The 24,060-nt window shown below is 41.3% G+C and carries 18 protein-coding genes and 1 pseudogene; 15 read left to right on the forward strand and 4 right to left on the reverse strand.

Annotated features, from left to right (window positions below; all coding sequences use genetic code 11):
* From leuC to VAHSUH02_RS02820, 6 genes are all read left to right on the forward strand, one after another.
* Positions 1-1,260: a 3-isopropylmalate dehydratase large subunit gene (gene leuC / locus VAHSUH02_RS02795; RefSeq protein ID WP_105112042.1), complete on the forward strand. Its 1,260-nt coding sequence runs from the start codon at positions 1-3 to the stop codon at positions 1,258-1,260.
* Position 1,261: 1 nt separating this feature from the next.
* A complete protein-coding gene (locus VAHSUH02_RS02800) occupies positions 1,262-1,753 on the forward strand; it encodes a 3-isopropylmalate dehydratase small subunit (RefSeq protein WP_005384302.1) in 492 nt (163 codons plus the stop codon).
* 273 nt (positions 1,754-2,026) lie between these two features.
* Positions 2,027-3,097 carry a 3-isopropylmalate dehydrogenase gene (gene leuB, locus VAHSUH02_RS02805; protein ID WP_005384303.1) on the forward strand — a complete coding sequence of 357 codons (1,071 nt, stop codon included), beginning with the start codon at positions 2,027-2,029 and terminating at the stop codon, positions 3,095-3,097.
* Between the two features lie 73 nt (positions 3,098-3,170).
* The gene (locus VAHSUH02_RS02810) at positions 3,171-3,335 is read left to right on the forward strand and encodes a DMT family transporter (RefSeq protein WP_005384305.1); all 165 of its coding nucleotides are present in this window, start codon (positions 3,171-3,173) and stop codon (positions 3,333-3,335) included.
* A 94-nt stretch (positions 3,336-3,429) separates the two neighbouring features.
* The gene (locus tag VAHSUH02_RS02815; protein WP_038149010.1) at positions 3,430-3,969 is read left to right on the forward strand and encodes a hypothetical protein; all 540 of its coding nucleotides are present in this window, start codon (positions 3,430-3,432) and stop codon (positions 3,967-3,969) included.
* A 280-nt stretch (positions 3,970-4,249) separates the two neighbouring features.
* Entirely contained in the window at positions 4,250-5,437 is a 1,188-nt protein-coding gene (locus VAHSUH02_RS02820) for an oxygen-binding di-iron domain-containing protein (protein WP_038149012.1), read from the forward strand.
* Positions 5,438-5,520: 83 nt separating this feature from the next.
* On the opposite strand, the gene VAHSUH02_RS09780 is transcribed toward VAHSUH02_RS02820, so the two are convergent.
* Both VAHSUH02_RS09780 and VAHSUH02_RS09785 read right to left on the reverse strand, forming a co-directional pair.
* The gene (locus VAHSUH02_RS09780) at positions 5,521-6,138 is read right to left on the reverse strand and encodes an STAS-like domain-containing protein (protein ID WP_005384314.1); all 618 of its coding nucleotides are present in this window, start codon (positions 6,136-6,138) and stop codon (positions 5,521-5,523) included.
* 39 nt (positions 6,139-6,177) lie between these two features.
* Positions 6,178-6,798 (reverse strand): hypothetical protein, encoded by a 621-nt coding sequence (locus VAHSUH02_RS09785; protein ID WP_005384315.1) that lies wholly within the window; start codon positions 6,796-6,798, stop codon positions 6,178-6,180.
* Between the two features lie 387 nt (positions 6,799-7,185).
* Here VAHSUH02_RS09785 and VAHSUH02_RS02830 point away from each other — a divergent pair, with 387 nt between their 5' ends.
* The 8 genes and pseudogenes from VAHSUH02_RS02830 to VAHSUH02_RS02860 all read left to right on the forward strand — a co-directional run bounded on the left by VAHSUH02_RS02830 (position 7,186) and on the right by VAHSUH02_RS02860 (position 18,095).
* Complete coding sequence (locus VAHSUH02_RS02830) at positions 7,186-8,112, forward strand: DUF3829 domain-containing protein (RefSeq protein ID WP_005384316.1); 927 nt, start codon at positions 7,186-7,188, stop codon at positions 8,110-8,112.
* A gap of 376 nt (positions 8,113-8,488) precedes the next feature.
* Positions 8,489-11,323: an isoleucine--tRNA ligase gene (gene ileS, locus VAHSUH02_RS02835; RefSeq protein ID WP_005384317.1), complete on the forward strand. Its 2,835-nt coding sequence runs from the start codon at positions 8,489-8,491 to the stop codon at positions 11,321-11,323.
* Between the two features lie 208 nt (positions 11,324-11,531).
* Positions 11,532-12,674, forward strand: a complete 1,143-nt coding sequence (locus tag VAHSUH02_RS02840) for a HipA domain-containing protein (protein WP_005384318.1) — start codon at positions 11,532-11,534, stop codon at positions 12,672-12,674.
* A 512-nt stretch (positions 12,675-13,186) separates the two neighbouring features.
* A pseudogene (locus tag VAHSUH02_RS02845) lies at positions 13,187-14,317 on the forward strand (inverse autotransporter beta domain-containing protein).
* A 43-nt stretch (positions 14,318-14,360) separates the two neighbouring features.
* On the forward strand, positions 14,361-15,599 hold the full coding sequence (locus VAHSUH02_RS02850) for an inverse autotransporter beta domain-containing protein (protein ID WP_038149013.1): 1,239 nt from the start codon (positions 14,361-14,363) through the stop codon (positions 15,597-15,599).
* Between the two features lie 50 nt (positions 15,600-15,649).
* A complete protein-coding gene (locus VAHSUH02_RS02855) occupies positions 15,650-16,906 on the forward strand; it encodes an inverse autotransporter beta domain-containing protein (protein WP_005384324.1) in 1,257 nt (418 codons plus the stop codon).
* Between the two features lie 82 nt (positions 16,907-16,988).
* Positions 16,989-17,246 (forward strand): hypothetical protein, encoded by a 258-nt coding sequence (locus VAHSUH02_RS09790; protein WP_005384325.1) that lies wholly within the window; start codon positions 16,989-16,991, stop codon positions 17,244-17,246.
* Between the two features lie 135 nt (positions 17,247-17,381).
* The gene (locus VAHSUH02_RS02860) at positions 17,382-18,095 is read left to right on the forward strand and encodes an inverse autotransporter beta domain-containing protein (protein WP_248841644.1); all 714 of its coding nucleotides are present in this window, start codon (positions 17,382-17,384) and stop codon (positions 18,093-18,095) included.
* Positions 18,096-18,170: 75 nt separating this feature from the next.
* Here VAHSUH02_RS02860 and VAHSUH02_RS02865 read toward each other — a convergent pair whose 3' ends face one another.
* Positions 18,171-20,531, reverse strand: a complete 2,361-nt coding sequence (locus VAHSUH02_RS02865) for an SEL1-like repeat protein (RefSeq protein ID WP_038149014.1) — start codon at positions 20,529-20,531, stop codon at positions 18,171-18,173.
* A 1,342-nt stretch (positions 20,532-21,873) separates the two neighbouring features.
* Positions 21,874-22,656 (reverse strand): basic amino acid ABC transporter substrate-binding protein, encoded by a 783-nt coding sequence (locus VAHSUH02_RS02870; protein ID WP_038149016.1) that lies wholly within the window; start codon positions 22,654-22,656, stop codon positions 21,874-21,876.
* Positions 22,657-22,827: 171 nt separating this feature from the next.
* On the opposite strand from VAHSUH02_RS02870, the gene VAHSUH02_RS02875 reads away from it, so the two are divergent.
* A complete protein-coding gene (locus tag VAHSUH02_RS02875; protein WP_038149017.1) occupies positions 22,828-24,009 on the forward strand; it encodes an amidohydrolase in 1,182 nt (393 codons plus the stop codon).
* Positions 24,010-24,060 lie beyond the last annotated feature (51 nt).

The raw sequence follows: 24,060 nt of genomic DNA on the forward strand, positions 1-24,060 counted from the left end.
ATGGGTATGACCATTACTGAAAAGAATATGGCTCGCCACGCGGGTCTTGATGTTGTAAAACCGGGCCAAATCATCGAATGTCATTTGGATGCGGTATTGATGAACGACATCACATTCCCACCGGCGCGTAAAGAGTTCTTGAAAATCGGCAAACCTGTATTTGACCGTCATAAAATCTACTTGGTGCCGGATCATTTCACACCAAATAAAGATATTCAATCCGCTACTCAAGCGAAAGTCATGCGCGATTTCGTACGCGAACATGGCATCACAAACTACTTTGAAGTAGGTAGAATGGGTATCGAGCACGTTATTTTGCCAGAAAAAGGCCTTATCGGTCCTGGGGAAATGATGATCGGTGCTGACTCCCACACTTGTACATATGGTGCGGTAAATGCGTTCTCCACAGGCGTAGGCTCTACTGATGCGGGCGTTGCTATGGCAGAAGGTAAAACTTGGTTCAAAGTACCTGAAACTATTAAGGTTGAGCTTATCGGCAAACCTAACAAATGGGTAACTGGTAAAGACGTAATCCTTGATTTAATCGGTAAAATCGGCGTAGACGGCGCTCGTTACATGGCTCTTGAATTCGCTGGTGACGGCGTACAACACATGACTATGGCTGACCGCCTTACAATCTGTAACATGGCCATCGAAGCTGGTGGTAAATGTGGCGTATTCCCATATGATGAAATTACTGAAGCATACATCAAAGGCCGCGTAAATCGTCCTGTAGAACCAATTAATCCAGACCCTGATGCAGTATATGCTCAAACTGTGACTATCGATTTGTCCAAATTGCAACCAGTTGTAGCATTCCCTCATTTGCCATCCAACACACATTACATCAACGAGATCGACAAAGATATTAAAATCGATCAAGTTATCATTGGTTCCTGTACAAATGGCCGTTACGAAGACTTGGTGGCAGCTGCAGAAATCTTCAAAGGTCGCAAAGTAGCTCCATTCGTTCGTTGTATCGTAATTCCTGGTTCCCAAGATGTATACGATCAAGCTATGAAGGATGGTTTATTGGACATCTTCATTCAAGCTGACTGCGCAGTGTCCACGCCAACATGTGGCCCTTGCCTAGGTGGTTACATGGGTATCATGGCAGCTGGTGAAAGAACCGTTTCCACTACAAACCGTAACTTCCGTGGTCGTATGGGTCACGTTGATTCTGAAGTATATTTGGCAAGCCCTTACGTGGCGGCAGCAAGTGCTGTGTTAGGCCGCATTGCAGGCCCTGAGGAGGTTTAATATGGATTTTGAAAGCAAAAAAATCTGGCGCTACGGCGACGATGTAGATACAGACGTAATCATTCCGGCTCGTTACTTGGCGATTGCTGATTGGAACGAATTGGCTGAACATGCGATGGAAGATATTGATACTACTTTCGCGCCAAATGTGAAAGCTGGCGAAATCATGGTAGCTGGCAAAAACTTTGGTTGCGGTTCCTCCCGTGAACACGCACCAGGCGTTATCAAAGCAAAAGGTGTGCCTGTTATCATTGCACACTCCTTTGCTCGTATCTTCTTCCGTAATGCTATCAACATTGGTTTACCAGTTATTGAAATCGGCGAACAAGTAGATCGTATCGACGCTGGCGATGCAGTCGGTGTAGATTTATCTAAAGGTATCGTGTACAACTTGACTAAAAACGAACAATACCAAGGCACTGAATTGCCACAATTCATTCAAGACATTGCGGCAGCAGGAGGTCTTGTGAACTTTGCGAAACATCGCAAATAAGTACGTGGCCGAGCCTCGGTGATGCTCTGACGCTCCAGCTAGCTTAACGGTCATCGGCCGAGGGCCTTGACCTACTAAAGTCGCGTCAGAGCATGCACCTCGGCTCTATGTAGCTTATCATTGCGATTTTTTTCGCAATGATGTACATATGGATAGATGTAGACGATGAAGCCCCGTCGCAAACGACTTTTGCTAGGGCGAGGCCTATGGCCTCGGCCCGTTAAGGCAATGGAGGCTTGCAACGGGGCTTCATCGTCGGAGAGGAATATATAGATGAGCGAAAAAAATATCGTATTGATTCCTGGTGATGGTATTGGTACTGAGATTATTGCTGCAGCGAAGGCTGTGTGTGATGTGGCTTTTGAGAAAGCCGGTGTAAAGGTTAATTGGATTGATAAAAAAGCGGGCGGTGCGTCTATTGATGCATACGGTGTGCCTTTGACTGAGGATACTATCGAGGCTTGTAAAGCTGCTGATGCTGTATTGCTAGGTGCTGTAGGCGGTCCTAAATGGGATAATGTAGATCCTTCTATTCGTCCTGAAAAAGCAATCCTTGGTCTTCGCAAGGAGCTTGGTTTGTTCTGTAACTTGCGTCCTGTAAAAATCTATCCATCCTTGCAAGAGTATTCCCCGCTTAAAAAGGAACTTGTACAAGATGTAGATTTCGTTATTGTTCGTGAGTTGACTGGTGGGATTTACTTCGGTGAACGCGAAGAGGCACAAGGTGAAGGCGCTAACGAGTTTGCTTGGGATAAAGAAACATACAGCCGTTACGAAGTAGAGCGCATCATGGACATTGCCATGGAAACAGCTCGCAAACGTAACAAAAAGGTTGTATCTGTAGATAAAGCAAATGTATTAGCTTCTTCTCGTTTGTGGCGTAAAATTGCTCAAGAGAAAGCTGCTGCTAATCCAGACATCACAACAGATTACTTCTATGTAGATAATACAGCGATGCAACTCGTTGTAAATCCTGCACAATTCGACGTTATCGTTACAACAAATTTGTTCGGCGATATCTTGTCTGATGAAGGCGCTGTTATTTCTGGTTCTATCGGGCTTTTACCATCTGCATCCATGGGTACTGGCACAGCATTGTATGAGCCAATCCACGGTTCTGCACCAGACATTATGGGCCAAAACTTGGCGAACCCATTGGGTACAATCTTGTCCGCAGCTATGATGTGCCGTCACTCCCTTGATTTGCCTCAAGTGGCTGACGCTATTGAAAAAGCTGTTGAACAAGTGCTCGTTGATGGTTACCGCACAGGCGATATCTACCGCGAAGGCTTGAAACGCGTAGGTACCACAGAAATGGCGCAAGCTGTTATCGAACGCTTATAATAGGTGCGATTGAGTGCGTACTTATGTATTGAAGAGAGGGTTGTAAGGCCCTCTCTTTTTTGTAGGAGGAGTTATGTTATCTTATTTTTTACTTGCCTTATCTATAGGGCTCGTGGTGACAGCACTCATTTCTGTCTTTATCTTTAGTGAGGGCTATAATATGTACACTATTTTGGGGATAGGTCTTATTGTGGTTGGTGTTGTTATCCTTAACTTGTGGGGCAGTGTAGGAAATTAAAGATATTTATAGTCCGTATTTAATATATTAAAAATTTATGCATTAGAATATTGTAGATGTAATCAGTGGGCAATACATTTCCAAGGAGGCCTTTATGAATTCTTCCATATATCGAAATTTAACCATTACTGCGTTGTTGATGGCATTAGCCATCATGATTCCTATTATGATGCCGTTGAAAGTTGTCATACCACCGGCTTCGTATACATTGGCTAGTCATGTACCTATATTCCTGGCTATGTTCTTGTCTCGTAAGATGGCTGCTTGTGTCGTAATAGGTTCTACGCTAGGTTTCTTCGTAGCAGGGTTCCCTCTTGTTATCGTTATGCGCGCTGCCTCTCATATCATCTTTGCCTTGATGGGGGCCTATTATATTAAACATCATCCAGGTGTATTAACAGGGGCGTTATCTTTCGCTGCATTTAACCTTGTCTGTGCCATTATTCACGCCATTGGAGAAGTACTAGCCTGCCTCTTGTTCTACACAACAACTACGATGCCTAATATTGATCTTATCTACGTTGTGTTCGTACTTGTTGGTGCTGGTACTATTGTTCATAGTCTAGTTGATGGATATATTGCACTATATATCTATAAAGCAATTCCAGGACTATCAAAAAAAGATAGTAAATAATCACTCCTATAACTGTATATGCTTCTAACCACTCATGGTGTATCAATGGTATACTCATATAAAGTATTTGATTACCCTTGAGTAGTTTTTTAGAATAATTATCAAATCTGTACCTGCAGATACAGACTTAACTATGCGATATGGTTATAATAAAACCATAGTTAATGACCAAGGTGTGATATATGCATAGGTATATAGATAGGTACATATATACAGATGCCACATAGGCCATACATATTATTGATTGTGAAAGACTTTCACAAGAATTATGGAGGTTATTATGAGAAAGCATATAAAAAATAACGTATCTTGGGTTGGTAAAATTGATTGGGAATTACAAGAATTCCACGGCTCTGATTACAGTATTAATAATGGATCTAGCCAAAACGCGTACTTGATTGAAGAGGAGAAAACCGTCCTCATCGATACAGTATGGAAACCTCATTCCTCAGAGTTTATTGATAATTTGGAATCTGAAATTGATCTAAACAAAATTGATTTTATCGTATGTAATCACGGCGAAGTTGATCACAGCGGTTCCTTGCCAGCTTTGATGGAAAAAATTCCTAATACGCCGATTTACTGTACAGAAAATGCCGTTAAGTCCTTAGTTGGTCAATATCATCATCCAGAATGGAATTTTAAAACTGTGAAGACAGGTGATTCCGTAGATATCGGCAACGGTAAATCTTTGGTATTCGTAGAAATGCGCATGCTCCATTGGCCTGACTCTATGGCAACCTATATGACTGGCGACAATATTTTGTTCTCTAACGATGCGTTCGGACAACATTTTGCGGTAGAAGAATTGTGGGCCGATAAGGCTGATCAATGTCGTCTATGGGCAGAGGCGATGAAATATTACGCTAATATTTTGAATCCATTCTCTCCATTGGTAAAAGCTAAGGTTGAAGAAATTCAAAAGCTCAACTTGCCAATTGATATTATTGCTACTAGCCATGGTGCAATTTGGCGTGAAAATCCATTGCAAATCGTAGAGAAATACTATGAGTGGTCTCAAGCCTATCAAGAAGACCAAATTACAGTCGTATATGACACTATGTGGGATGGTACAAAGAAATTAGCCCATAAAATTGCTGATGAGATTGCTAAACAATCTCCTGATACACGGGTTAAGATCTTTAACATCAGTAAAACCAATAAAAACGACATCATGACAGAAGTATTCAAATCAAAAGCGATTGCCGTTGGTTCTCCGACAGTAGGGAATAGTGTTATCTCTTCTGTAGCTGGTTGGCTCGACTTTTTGCGTGAATTGAAGTTTAAAAATAAAAAGGCTGCTGTATTTGGTACCTACGGTTGGTCTGGTGAATCTACGAAGGTACTTCGTGAAGAATTAACTAAATATGGTTTCTCCGTGGTAGAACCTGAAATTAAATGTAACTGGAACCCAGATGTAGATGATTTTGGTAAAGCAGAAGAACTTGTAAAAGCTTTATTAGCATAATATATTAAGCATATGGTAGGGCATTAAAAAAGGTGTACCAACACAAATCAACGTGTTGGTACACCTTTTTTATGTAGTAGCTTCTAGTTAGTATATGTATCAAATACAAAATCTATAATTGTCCGAATGGTTTCATTAGCCCCTATAATCTTGATTTGTTTATATGATTTGAGACCTAGAATTTTAATTGGATCTGCCAATAAAGCGGTTAAGAAGCTGTGTGTAGCTGTTATAGCGTGAGAGAAATTAAGGACTACGGTTTCTCCTTTTTGTATAGCCGGAATAATTTTTCGCTCTCTAAGATTAATGGCCTCTAATTTGACTTCACATCGTTCTCCACAATAGTTGTACATATCAATATACAATTCGGGAGCGCGGACTATATTATTTCGTTTAGCTACAGTTTCGGTAGCGTGTTTTCTAAAATCCTCTAGGTGTTTATGAAGGTCATATGTTTTTAGCCTATCAAAACCAATGGTCATGTATATAAATGTGCCGGGCCAAGAGTTGTTTAGCGTTGTGTATGTTACATCTAGTGGAGAAATATGTGCGACACCATCGCCCGATACGATGTACATATCTGCTTCTAATGTTTTGCCAAGATTACTAGATAAGTAAAGGCCCATGCCAGCATTGTTTTGCTGTTTATAAGGTCCCACGTTGACGCCAAATGTACCAGAGATTTCAGGCTCTAGTGCCATAGCGATGGCATCTGTATTGTTTGTGAAAGGTGCATAGGTTTATTCTAAATGGTTTTTTATACCAATACCGAGGTCGGCAAGAATAAATGATAGTTGGTTTTTATCTCGATACCAGTTAAATTGTAATAATGATGGAATCTGAGGATTAAAACCGTGTTCTAATGCATTATATGTTAGTTCGGATATGATATAACGAACTGCATCCTCATATCCTCTAATTAAATCTGTAGGTAAGTCCATAGCGTAATCACGAATTGTATTTAGCATTTGCGTAATATTATGATCTTTGTATTTGATGGCGAAGAGTGGTTTGTTGTAGACGTAGTGAAAGTTATTTTGGGAATTATTTAGAATAGAGAGGTAGTTTGGACCATCTAAACGATTCCACATAATATCTAGTATGGAATGTTTAGGAAATTGGATGGAAATAAATGTTTTTTGTTGTTTTAGCTTCCATAAATATAAGATTAGTAGTGTGAGTGTTTGATAGCTTGCATGTTTGCATTGGTTTCCATCAATAATAATTTTGGTATTTGAATAATTCCATTTAAATAAAGATAGAATTGAATCAAACTCGGTAATACCATTTTGAATAAATGAGAATGCTTTTGGTAGGGGTATGATAGGGGTTCCTTGTTTTGTGCGTAGTGTGTTAGTCATGTTTCTCTCTCCTTTAATTGACAATGATTAATCACTATTGCTATACTAATCGTATAGAATAACACTAAGGGGGGCCTTGATAGAGCGAAATGTTTGCCCCACAGTTATTATGAAACATCATGTTTCATGCCCCATACTTTGTATGGGGTTTTCTTATATCTATATTATAGAACTAATGTTTGCAAAAACAAGAGGAATATAGCTATTATGATTTATTGATACATATCTACTATTATTTCATGATTTTTGCAGTTTTATCATACCGTTCCGAAGTAGTTTCATTCTTCTGTATGTCCAGCTATTTCCTCATCTTGAATTGGATGTATTAATTTTATACAATATCTGTAATATTAATTTATCGGGATGTAGCACGTTTAGGAGAGATAGATGGTTGGTCAGAACTGGTGGCACCGCTTAGGTTTAGTTGTGTGCATCGTAGTGAGTGTAGGCGTTGTAAGCGGCTGTGAGTTTAATATGGATAATTTAAGGAATAGCAGTCAGGTGAAAGCTACGCAAAGTGATAGTGAGAAGGAAATCTGGCGTGTTTTTAAGTTTTATTTGGCCGCCACAAATGAGTTTAATTTTACTAGTGTAAAATATAGCCATCAACATATGGAAACGGTGCAGCAAGCACGACAAAATATACCGTTAGCTGAGTTTAAAGAGCGGGATTATGAACGTCTTGAGCAAGAACTCCTTGCTGCGCGAGATGCGGGGCATACGCATAGTGACTTGGAAGCCACTACGGATGCTTTATTACCGGTATTGCATGACATTGTGGTGGCTGTAAAAGAGCTAGATACGTATTATAAAGAAAAGCGCTATGAATCAGATAATTATGCATTTGCTCATACGCAGTTAGAGAAACTTTCATCATTAATGGATGTATTTGAACCAAAATACGATGCGTTAGATACCATTGTTAATACCTATCACAAGCAGGAGGGAGAACGTCTTGTTAAGCTGATGCGCAACAATGGGCAGACGAATGGCGCTAATATGGCGGAAATGATGCTTATCTATAGTGGTATAGTAGATTATATTGTAGAGCATAAATCCGATAGTGATTTCCAATGGGTAAAAGCACAGAAAGAAGCCGCCGATGGGATTGGGGCAAAGATTACTGCTGCCGAGGCTCAGAATCGTTTAGAGCAAAAGAAACATCTTGATAAAGCGATTGAGGATTTTATTGCTGATCCTCGTAGTGAAACGGAAGAAGCCGTGGTTGAGCAATATAATGAAATGGTAAGTAGTCCCATGAATTTTGCATTATTAGATTCTGTGCAGAAGCCGTATGTACCGCAAGAGTTATAATGTGAAATGGTATATGTTAAACATGATATAAATTTCGAGTAGAATATATTTGACAACCTACCCTTATGAGCCCTATAATTATCTATTATATGAATATTGCGTTGAAAAAGACGGCACGTCTCAGACGGATTTAGTAGAGACCAAACTCATGGGCTGAAAGGTTTGGAAATCTAGAGATGTGCGGATCACTTTGGAGCAAGCAGGAACCTGCCGGTGAACACCGTTATATGTCTAAGTGGCTTTCACAAATTGAAGCCTAGTTATTTCGTATGCTTGGAATATTCTAGCTTTCACAGAAGGTCAGTAGGGTGGTACCACGGATATTACGTCCGTCCCTTCGGGGGCGGGCGATTTTTTTATGTAAAAGGAGCACATCATGGATTACGGTAAGACGTTACATTTGCCTGAAACAGAATTCCCAATGCGCGGCAATTTGCCTAAGCGCGAACCAGAAATTTTAAAGTTCTGGGAAGACAACAAAATTTATCAAAAACGTTTGGAATTGCGTAAAGACGCAAAACCTTTCATCTTGCATGATGGCCCTCCATACGCAAATGGTAAATTGCACATCGGTCATGCCCTCAACAAAACGTTGAAGGACATCATCATGAAATACAAAACAATGACTGGTCATTATACTCGTTACATTCCTGGTTGGGATACGCACGGTTTGCCAATTGAGCATGCGGTTATTAAAAACACTGGTCTTAACCGTCATGAAATGGCGCCTCTTGATTTGCGCAATAAGTGTAAGGAATATGCATTAGAATGCGTAGAAAACCAAAAACAAGACTTCATTCGCTTTGGTGTATTAGGCGAATGGGAACGCCCTTATTTGACATTGCGCCCTGAGTTTGAAGTTAAACAACTTGGTATCTTCGGTGAAATGGCAAAACGCGGCCACATCTATAAAGGCCTTAAAACTGTATACTGGTGTACACACTGCGAAACTGCATTGGCAGAAGCAGAAATCGAATACGCTGAGAAAAAATCTTTCTCCATTTACGTAAAATTCCCTTACGTATCCGAGAAAAAGGTAACATTGCCAGCTGGCGTAGATCCAAAACAAGCATACTCCGTTATTTGGACAACTACTCCTTGGACAATGCCTGCCAACGTAGCAATCTCTGTTAACCCAGAGCTTGAATATGGTTGGGTAAAAGTAGGTGACGAATACTACTTGATGGCTACTGAACTCGTTGATGCGGCTATGAAAGATATCGGTATTGAAGACTACGAAATCGTAAATCGCTTCTCTGGTGCAGATTTAGAATTGGCTGAATTCAAACATCCATTTGTTGAACGTAATGCTACAGTATTGTGTGGTGACCATGTAACACTCGAAGCAGGTACTGGTTGCGTACATACAGCTCCTGCACACGGTGAAGATGACTTTAACATCGTTATGCGTTATAACAAGGAAGGCAAAACTGAACTTCCTATCGTATCTCTTGTTAATGAAACTGGTAACTACACGAAACAAGTGGACGACAACCGTTATGGTGATACTGAATTCCCATTGACTGGTGTAGAGATTCACGATGCAGAGGTGCCTGTAATCAAAATCTTGGCGCATAACAATGCATTGCTTCACAAATCTAGCTTGCGTCACCAATATGCTCACTGCTGGCGTTGTAAAAATCCTGTCATCTACCGTGCTACAGAACAATGGTTCTCCTCTGTAGATGGATATCGTCAACAAGCACTTGATGCAATCGACAATCAAGTACAATGGATTCCTAAATGGGGCCATGATCGTATCTTCAACATGGTTCGCGATCGTGGTGACTGGGTAATTTCCCGTCAACGTATTTGGGGCGTGCCAATTCCTATTTACTATTGTGAAAGCTGTGGCGAGCACATCATCAACGATGATACGATCAAAGCATTACAAGAAAAAGTAGCCGTAGAAGGCTCCGATGCTTGGTGGGCTCACAGTGCAAAAGAATTGTTACCAGAAGGTTTCAAATGTCCTCATTGCGGTCATGATGAGTTCAAAAAAGAAACTGACATCATGGACGTATGGTTTGACTCTGGCTCCTCTTGGGCTGGCGTACTTGAAGTTAACGATCTTGAAGTACCATGTGCTATGTACCTTGAAGGTTCTGACCAACATCGCGGTTGGTTCAACTCTTCCTTGTTGACTGCAGTAGCAACAACTGGTAAAGCACCATATAATTCCGTATTGACACACGGCTTCGTTGTGGACGGCGAAGGTCGCAAAATGTCTAAATCTGTAGGTAATACAGTAGCTCCAAGCGACATCATCGACGTATATGGCGCTGACGTTATGCGTTTGTGGGTATCCTCCGCGGATTACCAAGCAGACGTACGTTTGTCCAAAGACATCGTAAAACAATTGTCCGAAGTATACCGTAAAATCCGTAACACATTCCGCTTCTTGCTTGGTAATTTGGATGACTTCAATCCAAACACTGATAAAGTGGCTTACGCAGATATGTCCGAATTCGATAAATGGGTATTGTTGCGCTTAGAAGAAGTACGTCAAAAGGTTACTGACGCATACGAAAACTATGAATTCCACATGTTATACCATGCAATTCATAACTTCTGTACAGTAGACTTGAGCTCCATCTACCTTGATGTAATGAAAGATACTATGTACGCTGAAAGCAAAAACAACGTAGCTCGTCGTTCTGCTCAAACAGCAATGTACGAAATCTTGAAAACATTGGTAGCTATGGTATCTCCTGTACTTTCCTTCACAGCAGAAGAAGTTTGGAAGTACATGCCTAAAGAAGACGGCATGCCTGAATCCGTTATGCTTCAAGATTGGCCACAAGGCCATCCTGAACACTTCAACCAAGAATTGGCTGATAAATGGAGCCAATTGTTAGACTTGCGTACATCTGTACAAAAAGCATTGGAACTTGCTCGTCAAAACAAAACAATCGGTCACCCATTGGATGCATCCGTTACAGTATATGCTGAAGGCGCTGCATTTGATGCATTGAACGCTCTTGGTGAAGAAGACTTAGCTGCACTCGTTATTGTATCTGAAGCTCACATTGTAAACGGCGCTGCACCAGCAGAGGCTGTAAAAGACGAAGAAACAGGCGTAGCGACAGTAGTTGCTCCATCTGAACTTGAAAAATGTGAACGCTGCTGGATCCACCGCGATACAGTAGGCCAAGATAGCGAACATCCTACACTATGCCGTCGCTGTGCAGAAATAGTGAAATCTCTCTAATAGCGACTTATTTTAACACAATATAAAAATATCCCCTCCGATAAGCTCCACCGGCTTTAACGACCTAGCGGTCTAGCCAAAGTCGCTTCTCGAAGGGGATATTTTTATTAGTCCAAAAACTACGTTCTCTATTAGCGTGCTTTTCTGGTGTTTTTGTTTTGTGTTACAATGATGGAAATATTGGCTGCTAGTAAAGGGAGGGAATATCATGCAATTTATGTTAATGCATAGGGATGTACCTGTCTTACAGTTTGCTATTTTCGATGATAGAAATTGGGCCCGTATTATTGATGTATTGAATGCGGCTCATGTACCCGTTAATATGCTTGTGCAGCCTCATAACAGAGAGCGTGCTTTAAATGAATTTATTGACCATCGATTTATTCCGCAAAGTCGTTCTAATTATGATGTTATTAAGGCCTTGTATAAGGCAAAAGATGCGTTTGAATTGTCCATGCGATCGTATATGGTGAGTATTTCTGACCATTATTGGGTTAAACCTTGTGATAGTTCTGTGACTTGGTCTGATGTGAATTTTTATGATAATCCAATTCCCGATGATCAAGTGTTAATAGGCGCTATTGATACATTACATCAATATGATCCGTGGCGTCGGACACCGAATACATCGAATAATGGGACATTACGTCAGATTTGGTTGCACCGCGGAGATGAAATTTTGCTTTCAAAAGCGGGAGAATTGACCTTTAAACAGGAACCATTTAATGAGGCCGTTGTTAGCGATATATTAGCCTATTTTGATGTGCCTTATATAACGTATTATTTGGATTATATGTCGGATGAAGCTGAGAATGTATCGGTCTGCGACTGTTTTACGAATTGTAATGTAGAATACATTCCTGCATGGCAATTGACGACTAACATAAAACCAAATGATGTGAGTGAATACGCGCATTATGTGAATCAGTTGCATTCATTTGGTCTTACTGACGTGACGAGTCAGTTAGAGCAAATGATTGTGCTTGATGCGCTCATTGCTAATGAAGATCGTCATTGGGGCAATTTTGGGGCTCTTCGTAATAGTGAAAGCCTAGAATTCATCGGGCTTGCTCCTGTTTTTGATAACGGAAACTCCTTGGGGTATAAAGCGGCATCTGTTAGGCGCAACCGTAATGCTGATGTGTCCGTAGCCTTTAACAAGACTCATACGCTGGAATTGAAACATGTGTCCTCTGCTGTAAAAGTAGATTGGGATGGCATTATAAACCATTGTATGGAGATTGTAGAACATAGATATAATCAACTGGTAGAACCAGAGTTTGGTATGGATCGTGCATATATGATTGGCCAATTCATACAAGAACGAGCAAAAAAATTAAAAACTTTTTAGATTTATGAATTCATTGTATGCTACCATTCTCCTCAAATATATGATGATAATCGTTATCGTCCTATTTTCCTCATGAAAACTTTATGTGTAAAAATCTACTCATTTCATATTAGAATTAAAATGTTCGTTTATGATGTTTATAGTTAGTTTAGTAAGTGAGTGTATGAGAAGGAGGAATATGCAATGGTAGTAACAATCATTAAAGCTGTTATGGCTGCTCTTACTGGTTTGGTAAACGCATTATTGCCTTTATTTAAATAATAAAGTTTCCAAAACCCTCATAAACCCTCAAAGCTTGAGTATGTATACTCAGCTTTGAGGGTTTTTTCTTTATGTATATTTTTACTTACAATAGAATGAAATAATATGCAGATTTGAGATTTAAACGATATTTATTGTTGGTTTAAATGTAGGCTCTTTCGTTGACTATATCTAAATATATACATATAATAAAAAATGAAATAAAGATGAATATACATCTTAGAACTACATATAGAGGGAGAATGAGAGATATGAAAAGAATATTAGTTGTAAAAGCTATGGTTCTTGGAGCCATAGCTTGTTCTATTAGTGCTATTGGATTTGCAGCGGGTGTAGAGTCTACACATATACAAGATGCAACCAATATACAACAAAATAAACAAGGCACGGAAAAACATGATGCCGTGCAATCCAATTGGATGGACCGCACAGATATTAATGTTGGCACACAGTCTAAAGTGGGTACACAAGTGTCTATAGAAACATTGCAACCATTAACTCATTATGATGAGAACTCCAAGTCCGTATTGTTTGTACAAGGCGGTATTGGTCGAGGTGGCCAAGAGCATTCTGTTAGTTACTATCACGGATATCATGAGATTTGGTATCCTTATAATCCTGCAACGGGTAAAGGTGATTAACGATATATGGCAGAAAAATATGAACATACGAAATCATTAGGTACGGTAGCGAATGCGGGCTTAGGGTATCGCCATCTTAGTAAGAATGAGCATGCCTATGTTGGTGTCAATGCCTTCGTTGATCGCGCTTTCTCCGAGAATGCGAATCGTGTAAGTGGGGGCCTAGAATATGTATCAGGTCTTAACGAAGTTCGTGCTAATGTATATAGAGGTTTAGGGAGTGTGAAATCACAATCTGATATGATACATTTACCGCCATCGTACTTCACATTTGATTTGGCTGGGGGCCCTGCTTACTATATGCCACATGAGTCTCAAAAGGTATTATCTGGATATGATGTAAGTTATGCTCGTACATTTAAAAATGCTCGTTGGGCTCGTGTACATGCGACGGTATATCATTGGAATGGTCTTAGTGTGCCTAATCATAGCAATGCATTATTGAAAACGCTAGAAATTGGCAACAGTCATGGATGGAAAGTAGGAACTACATTACAAGTAACGCCTCATGTATCGCTAGATGTAGGCTATACATCGGATAGCAAAGATACTAGTGGTGCCTATGGATTTGTTAAATATACATTGGGTACCTCTAAGTTTGCTTGGCATGGTGGTAAACATAGTGATGATGCTATTACAAATGCTCGCGCTAGAATGTTAGATAAGGTAGAGCGTAGTCCGTTAACAATAGGCCATACATATGAAGAAGATTGGTATGTAAAACCTAATGATCACTTATAAAATTGATGATAATTTATAAAACTAAAAGGAGAGAAGTTTCGTAATGAAATATAAGTTAGTATTAACATCTATGGTTATGGGGGCCATAGTGTGTAGCACAAGTGCTATAGTGGGAGCGGCCAATGTGGCGCCACAAGTGAGCGATACAGCAAAGCATGAGGCAGTGCAATCTAATTGGATGGACCGCACGGATATTGCTGTAGGTGTACAGACTGGAGGGCAATCTAAATTAGATAAAGGTCATTTTTTAACGGATGACCAAAATTCAATCTATAATAAGCAGTCTGATTATGGTAATTTAACGAAAGCCTATATAGAAACATTGCAGCCTATTTCTCATTATGATGAGAACAGTAAAAGTGTTCTGTTTGTACAGGGGCGCATTGGACGTGGCGGTGAGAAAATAGCTTCTAAAGAGATGAGGGGTTATTTTATTAATGAACCTATAATACTTAGGAATGGGCAGCTATCTAATTACACCATAAAAAATACGGATGAAAAATCATCAGAAATATTAGGGATTATTGGTACTGTTGGTATTGGATATCGACGTCTTAGCCGCAATGAACATGCATATGTAGGTGTTAATGCATTCGTTGATCGAGCTTTCTCGGACAATTACAATCGTATTAGCGGCGGCGTAGAGTATGTAAACGGACTCAACGAGGTATATGCTAATGTGTACAGGGGGCTTGGGGATAAGGACCTTGTAAAAGGTGGTGGTGGTAATCCATATCCAAAACGCTTGTATCCTAATGGCTATCCATCAACATTCCCTTATGATACGATTTCTAGTGAAAATTATTATACCTACAAAGGCGGTAGAGCACTAGGTGGCTATGAAATCGGTTTTGCTAGATCCTTTAAGAACGCTCGTTGGGCTCGTGCTTATGTAAATGGATATCGCTGGAAGGGGCAAGGTTTTGGCCATGAACAATATTATAATCCGGGGCGCCCAGGCCATTGGTCCGTACCATGGTTTTCAGTGAGGGATGCAAATCACTATAAGGGGATTAAAATCGGTGCTGAATTACAGTTAACACCACATATATCCTTAGATATTGGGTATAATAATGCTAACAATATGTCGAAGGGGATGTATGGTACTGTGAAATATACATTAGGTACATCTAAATTTGCCTTCTGGGGTGGCAAGCATAGTGATGATACGATTACTACAGCTCGATCTAAAATGCTAGATAAGGTACGTCGTCAAGACATGATTGTAGAATCCTTTGATGACATTGAATACGGTTATTTAGCACCTATTAATCATCTATAATATGGAGAAAATGTTAGTTTTATCATTGTTATGAGAGGGGACTATATATAATGTCAGGTAAATTATTATTGAAAGCTATGGTTTTGGGTACTATGGCTTTCAGTATATCTACAATAGGAATGGCTGCAGAGGTTCAAGAGGCCAATGGTTTGAATTCTGCACAACAAACAATTGCATCCGATACAGCTAGGAAAGAGGCTGTTCGTTCTAGCTGGATGGACCGTACAGATGTGGTAGTCGGCGTTGGTATGAAAGATTCGAAAGAGACGCATAGTCAGCACCATTATGTTGGTGAATCATCGAATAGACATGATGTTCTAAATAGTGTAACTTCGAAAAGTTTAAAATCTACTGAAATCAATAAATTGTATATTGAGACCTTGCAACCTATAACCCATTATGATGAAAATGCTAAAAGCGTTGTCTTTGTACAAGGTCGGATTGGGCGCAGTGGAGAAAAGATTTCATCTCGTGCATTAAATAATTATTGGGTTCCAGCCAGACCTGCAGGGACGTTTATAACACATGATAAGCAAACAGATAAGAAAGAATCATTAGGAATGAATGCTAATATTGGCATTGGCTATCGTCGTCTTAGCAAAGGTGAACATGCTTATGTTGGTGTTAATGCGTTCTATGACCATGTGTTTAAAGGTGGTTATAAGCGCGTTAGTGGCGGTGTAGAATATGTGGCAGGTCTTAATGAATTTCATGCTAATCTGTACCGAAATCTGGGGACTGATGATAGAAAATATATAGGACTCCGTGGGCGTAGTAATGTATTAGGTGATCCTGCAGGACTGTATCCATATGGTATGGATCCCGATCAAAGTCTTTATAACTATGGTGTGGTTTCTTATGAAAATCATTGGATGTTATTAGAAAAGGTTGCTGCCAGTGGATTTGATGTAGGATACTCACGGACCTTCAAAAATGCTCGATGGGCCCGTGTCTATGCGGACTATTATAATTGGCGTGGTAGAGAGGCTGTAAGAGTAGGGTATTATAAATTAAAAAAACGTGATGCCATAAAAGGTTTTAAAGTGGGTGCAGAATTCCATATCACACCGCATCTTACTCTTGATGCGGGTTACCAAACGGCATCTCATCATTTGAGTGGTCCTTATGCGATCTTGAAATATACCATCGGTACATCCAAGTTTGCTTGGCGTGGTGGTAAACATAGTGAAAGCGCGATTACAACGGCTCGTTCTAAGATGCTTGATAAGGTACATCGCAGTGATATGGTTGTACAAGAAACTGTAGAAGAAACTTATGATCATGGCGTTGTCGATGTAGGTTTATAATCTGTAACTCATAAAAATTACCTAAAGGATGGTAATTTTTATGTTGCAATAATAATTATGTGAGAGAAGGGGTATTGGGTAAATGTATCATAAAACAAAGTTTAATATACGATTGCTACTTTGTGTAGCAGCTTGTACGATGTGTTGGACTATTGCATTAGCGGATAGTGCTGATACAAATACTGCTGTGAAAGTGAATTCTAGCAGTTATCAAGATTGGGCTGATCGAACTGATATTTCAGCGAAGTTTCAAACCAATCACAAGCCAATATATAGCATAGAGACCTTACAACCTATAGGTCATTTTGATAACAACTCTAAGAGCGTAGTATTTGTATAAGGAAAAGTTAGCTCTCATGGCGGTGTAAGTCAAATTGCCAATGGATATGCGAACCATGTAACTCGTAATGCGGGCGGCATTGTATATGAATATGACTTTAATCAATCTACACAATCTATAGGTACAACTGGAAGTATAGGACTCGGCTATCGACGACTAAGTAAAGGAGAGCATAGCTATGTAGGTATTAATGCTTTTTATGATTATGCTTTCAAAGAACATTATAAGCGTACTAGTTTGGGTGTAGAATATGTAACTGGTGAGAATGAATTTTATGCTAACTTCTATAAGCCACTAGGACATACGACGTCGTCACATAGTTTAACTGTACGTGACGAAATGATTCCGGCACCTTATAATATACAAGATACAGAAGTTAATGTTGGTGAAAGTCATGAAAAACGTGTTGCCTCTGGATATGATATCGGCTATGCACGAACTTTCAAAAATGCCCGTTATTTGCGAGCCTATATCGACCGTTACCACTGGAATCGTATGAGTGGAGAGATTAGAGACATAGAATGGTTTAGCAATGATAACTATAATATCAAATTCCCTGTAAATGGTGTCTATAAAAATGGCATTAAAACTGGTGTCAATGTAAATGTGACACCTCACATTTCGGTAGGCATGGGCTATGATAAACCATTTGGACACTCTGGCGAGTTTTATGTACAGACTATGTATACGCTTGGTAAATCTAAGTTTGCTCTCTTTGGTGGAAAGCATAGTGATGATAGCATGACAACTGCTCGTTCTAAAATGCTTGATAAGATTGAACGTCAAGATATGCAGGCGCTCAATCTAAATGGGGATTTCCACGTTCATTACCCTCATGATCGTTTATAATATATGTAGCCTATGTTTAGGTTATAATAAAGGAGCTAGTACGCTGTGTACTAGCTCCTTTTGGTATGTATTCTATTATTGCAAATCCTTAGGTACGCTGAGCGGTTTCCAGTTATCTAGCTCTGGAATATCTAAGGTCGTAATGGTTCGTTGTATCCAGTAATTCAAGGACACTTCATTGCCAAAGTACTGTTCAAATAGGTATGTATTACCGGGAATGTCCTTTTGCTTGCCGTGTTCGTCGACGATATGGCGCATCGATTCCTTGAGGTACAGTTGCACCCTAAATGGTGTGGACCGCTTGCCCTTGAATATGAAATAGGATGGCCCAATAAAATCGTGGGTACGAACGTTGATTTGCTCGTAGCGATTGCTCTTGAGGCCTTCCAATGATGCTTGTATCATGGCGTTGGCATCGTCATATTCCTCGAGTAGGAATGGTTCTTGATCGACGTCGAGTACATAGTGCCATGTCGGTTTTTCCTCGTCTGTTTCGATGGCCCATGCCTCTGAAAGCTCCGGTAAACGGTGGCTTTCATAAAGAGCATGCCACAAATTGTGGGCATCCTCTGCGTTGAGCAACGATTTATAGATAATCTCATGCCCTTCGGTTGAATCGTATCCGTATAACCGAACCTGATAGGTGTTGCGTGGCATACGTTTAGTCTCCAGTTTATAGATATTCCGCAATTTGTCTGGAATGGTTAGGAAATGATTGTAAAAGCTAAGCACCACCGTATCTTGTGTGGATAGGGCCTTATCGATGGTTTCTCGGTCATATAATGTGGTATCCCACTGAAAGCCATTCATAGTAACGGATAATCGAGCCGCATTGTGAGGCCATGTGGTAGGGGCCGGGCGCACGGTCGTAGAGGATTCGGTTATACCTTCCTTGTAATGCCAATGGCCGTCTATTTCTTCGAAGGCTGCTAATCGTTCTGCTGCTTCATCATCTACCGGAATATCCTTAATCTCTTCGCTGCGATTGGCGAGGTGTGACATGATGTACTGATGCGAGCTTTCATAATAATGGACTGCACTGTCGAGGTCAGGTGTTCCCGTCACATAACCTTTTTCATAGGCGTAGCCCAAGGCAACGCGTGTGAGCGCACGGGTAATGTCGTAGAAGAGCACGCGGTCCTCCTCTTGAAGCGCCCGTTTCTCCTCCTCTAACACGCGAGTCAATGATTGAATAGCAAAACGGATGTTTTTGGTCACACCGATACCGTGAATGCGCATGTAACTAATATATGGCAAGGAGAACAGGAACCGATCCTTTGTCGCCGCCATGTGTGTCAAATCGGCGATGAGCCCCCAGTCGAGCGGGAGCCCTCCAATGTGAAAGATATAGTTAAATGCGGCTTGCAACGCTGCATAACCGGCGTCATTAAAGTCCTTTGTGGCCGCCTGTTGATACAGTTCAGTAGCCTTGATTGGGTCATACGGGATGGCAGCGCGCAACGCAGGTTGCTCATAAAAATGGTAGTAATAGTCCGCAAGTTCCGCGATGCATTCTGGCTGGCCTAGTTCGGCGCCCTTTGTAAACCATGTGAAAGCCTCTGTAAACTCGCCTCTTTCGTGATGGTCGAGAGCCGTATAGAGCATCATGGTCGGATTGCCTAGTTCAGCGGCCCTGCGTGCCACACGGCGTGCATTTTCATAATCGCCTTCATCGATATAAATATTGCGCAAGTTCCCTTGGAACATGGCGAGCCCTTGATCAAGGGCTTTGGTAAACCAGTATTTCGCATGCTCCCGAGATTTTGCTTGTAGCGTTTCTTCGTCTACCATACCGCGCAAGGTAGCAATGACTTCACGTAAACTCCTGCTGCGCGTCGCTTGGTGTAATCGTTGACTAAAGCTAGCCTTTTCTGGACCTAATAGTTGTTTAGCCTCGTTAATAACGTGGTAATCGCCCCAAAAGAATACGTTGCCTATAATATATTGGCAGTATGCATCGTCCTGCTTTGCATAATCATAGATGATGCGGAATGCATCATCAAAGGACAACTGCATATCTCGCCTCACCGTAGGTGTAATAGAGCCGGCTATGCGCAATGCTTGTAATGTGCCAATTGAACTATTCCGGCGGATACTATCATGCAAACACTGATACGTGCGCATATTATCCTCTGGAAAACCCGACTCGGCCCACGTAAAGCGAGGCCCTGCATAGACACGTGCCAATAGGGCATATGCATCACCCAATTCACGCTCTTCAGGCGATAATGCCTTTTGGTATATTTCCTTTGTATCGATGGTACAAGCGCTATCTGGCGTTGAGCGCAGTTCATGTTGGGATGGCTTTGTATCGTTTGATTGATTATTTACAATCGACTCTAATATGCGGAGACCCTCTTGAGCGGACTGCGGATCATAAGACATAAAAATTAAGTGGAAGACCCGTTGGAGGCGGTCTGTGAAATATTGAGCCATAGGCCCTCCTTTCGTTTTTATACAATACACTACTATTATATACCGCGGTAGGAAATGGTAGAAGAGGAAAAGAACCGATGGGCCCAAAAATCCTCCACCGGCCGGGTCTGATTCGCCCTTCGGGCTCACAGGGCCAAAGTCGGATTTTTGGGCCCATCGGTTCTATCTCTCGGTCCATAGCTGACACGCGGAATATAATAGTAGTGAAATTGATAAAATCCGTTATTGCCCACCCAGCCGATAGGAAGGAGGGCCTACGGCCTGTGCGGAGCCCGAAGTCGTTTTCAGAGGCCCCATCACCTTCAACTATCTCGTTCTAGTGTTGATTCGGTATATAATAGTAGTGAAATTGATAAAATCCGTTATTGCCTACCCAACCGAGGGACAGGAGGGCCTACGGCCCGTGTGACGACGTGTCCTGAGAACCTCCACCGGCCGGGTCTGGCTACGCCCTTTGGGCTCACAGGGCCATAGTCGGATTTTTGGGCCCATCGGTTCTATCTCTCGGTCCATAGCCGACACGCGGAATATAATAGTAGTGAAATTGATAAAACCCGTTATTGCCTACCCAACCGAGGGACAGGAGGGCCTACGGCCCGTGTGATGACGTGTCCTGAGAACCTCCACTGGCCGGGTCTGACTACGCCCTGCGGGCTCACAGGGCTAAAGTCGGATTTTGGGGCCCATCGGTTCTATCTCTCGGTCCATAGTCGACACGCGGAATATAATAGTAGTGAAATTGATAAAATCCGTTATTGCCAACCCAACCGATAGGAAGGAGGGCCTACGGCCTCTTTCTCTTCCGTATAACGAAAAAATAATTTCTATTTACGATGATAGGATAGTAAAAAGAACCGGTTCTGAAAACAACTTCGGGCCTTATCCCTCTCAGGCATATAACGAAAAATAATTTTTAAGTCAGGTTAGAGTGCATATGAAAAAGACACCCCGTGAAAAAACGACTTTTCCAGATGCTGTGGATTTTCCTTTGGAAAATCTTACGCCTCTGGATTAGCGATGTGTGGCTCCCATGCGTCGCTATGCTCCTCTGTTAGCTCACACCCTGCGTCGGCCCTGCCCTTTCACAACAAAAAATAATTGATTAATGTACATAGCGTAAAAAGAGAACACCCTCTCTGAAAACGACTTCGGGCTCCGCGTAGCGCAGTACTTTCTTATCTGTATAACAAAGAAATAATTTTCTAGGCAGAAATAGAATATATATGAAAAAAGACACCCCGCGAAAAAACGACTTTGGCCCTGCCCCGAAGGGGACAGACCCGGCCGGTGGAGTTTTTTCGCGGGGTGTCTTTTGATTATCGTTCTAGCTGCTGACTAGAAATTATTTTTTGTTATAGTCACCAAACCATTTATCGTAAATTTTTTGGTATGTGCCATCTTCTTTAAGTTCTTTAAGTGCTTTGTTAACAGCGTCTTGCAATTCTTTGTTGCCTTTTTTCACACCCAAAACTATACCTGGGGCTTTAGTAGGTTCGCCTACGAGTTTTAGGTCTTTGTCAGCACCTTGTTTCAAGTAGTACATAGCAACTGCATTGTCGATGATGGCGCCATCGATTGTGCCAGCTTTTAGTTCCATAAAGATATTGGCATTGGAGTCCATTTCTTTTACTGTTGTGTTAGGAATAGCTTTTGCCATGTCTACAGGAACAGTACCGATTTGAACGCCTACAGTTTTGCCAGCAAGTTCGTCCATGTTATGGATAGACGTGTTGTCTTTACGAACAACTGTGATGAAACCGCCTTGGTCAAAGTAAACATCGGAGAAGTCCAATGCTTTTTCACGTTCAGGAGTAGCGTTGATACCGGCTGCAATCATATCGATATCGCCAGATTGAACTGCTGGAATCAAAGCGTCGAAGCCCATGGATTTGAATTCCATTTTTAGGCCCAATTTTTTAGCGATGGCTTCGGACAAATCAACGTCGAAACCAACGTATTTATCGCCTTCAGTAAATTCGAATGGTGGGAATGTAGTTTCAGAACCTACACGTAACACACCAGCCTCTTGTGTCATTTTGCTTTTTTCGCTGCCACAACCAGCCAATAAACCCATAGCAGCAACAGCTACGAGTGCGATGGCTGTTAATTTTTTGAATTTAAACATAGTATCCTCCTCAAACACGATACAAACATATTAATCTGTTTCTATTGTACGGAATTTTGAACCAATAGGCAATAACATTGTATAATTAAAGGTAAGTAAACAAATTAAGTACACGAAATGTACCTTTTACTAAATAAGGTCGATTATTTATACACACATTTAGGAGGACCTATGTCTCTTACTGAACAATTTTCCAGTGCTTCTGAAAGCTTCGCCCAAGAGGCTTTCACCATTAACTATACATTGGCGAAGAATCCAGAACTGTCTAGTCATGAATTTAAGTCTGTTAAGACAATCGGTGCTGTCCTTGAAAAACACGGTATTCCTGTGACCTATGAGTTCTGTCACTTGCCGACTGCCTTTAAGGCGTCTGTTGTGAAAGTAGATAATCCTAAGGGCCGTTTAGCTATATTATGCGAATACGATGCGCTCCCAGATGTGGGACATGCGTGTGGCCATTGTGCTAGCGGATCTATGAGTGTACTAGCAGCTCTTGCATTGCATAAGATGCAGCAAGAAGGCGTAGCTTTCAACATGGATATCGACATCATTGGAACCCCTGATGAGGAAGCGATGGGCTGCAAGGTGGATATGTGCAACGCTGGTGTGTTCAAGAATTACGATTTTGCCATTATGGTGCATCTTGATGGCGAAGAAACGCGGCCGAATTCACAATTCTTAGCCCTTGATTGTTTCCGTGCTACATTCCACGGTAAACCGGCCCATGCGGCTGGCGAGCCTTGGAATGGCATCAATGCGGTAAACGGCGTGCAACTCGCCATCCATGCCATGGATATGCTGCGTCAACAAGTGCGTCCAGAGTCTCGCATCGGCACGTGGATTATTAATGGTGGTACCGCATCCAATGTCATTCCTGCGACTGGCGAATTAGAGGTTACCGTGCGTCATACAGAACGTGACTATTTGAACGGTTTATCTGAACAGATTAAAAAAATCTTTGAAGGCGCTGCCCTTTGTACAGGTACAACAGTAGATGTTGAGTTTTACGGAAATCCTTATGATGATATGAACCAAAACCATCGTGGCACACACCTCATCGAGGACGTGATGGCTGACATGGGACTCGATTTTGAACCAGGTCCAGCGGACATTGGGGGCAGTTCCGATATCGGTAATGTCAGCTATCAATGTGCCGCATTCCATCCTAAATTGCGCTTGGCCGGTCCAGATAAGGTGTGCCACGCCAAAGAATTTGCGGACGCTATGCTGGAACCAACCATTGAGCAAACCATTGTAGATGGCGCCAATATCATTGGAGGTACATTGTTGCGATTAGTAGAAAATCCAACTATCTTAGAAGAAATTGTGGCTGAGTTTAATGCAACTAAATAATTCTCATCTACATATAATATTACTAAATAGTTTCTAGCTGATGGAAATAGC

The organism is Veillonella atypica KON (assembly GCF_002959915.1).
GTDB classification, from domain to species: domain Bacteria; phylum Bacillota; class Negativicutes; order Veillonellales; family Veillonellaceae; genus Veillonella; species Veillonella atypica.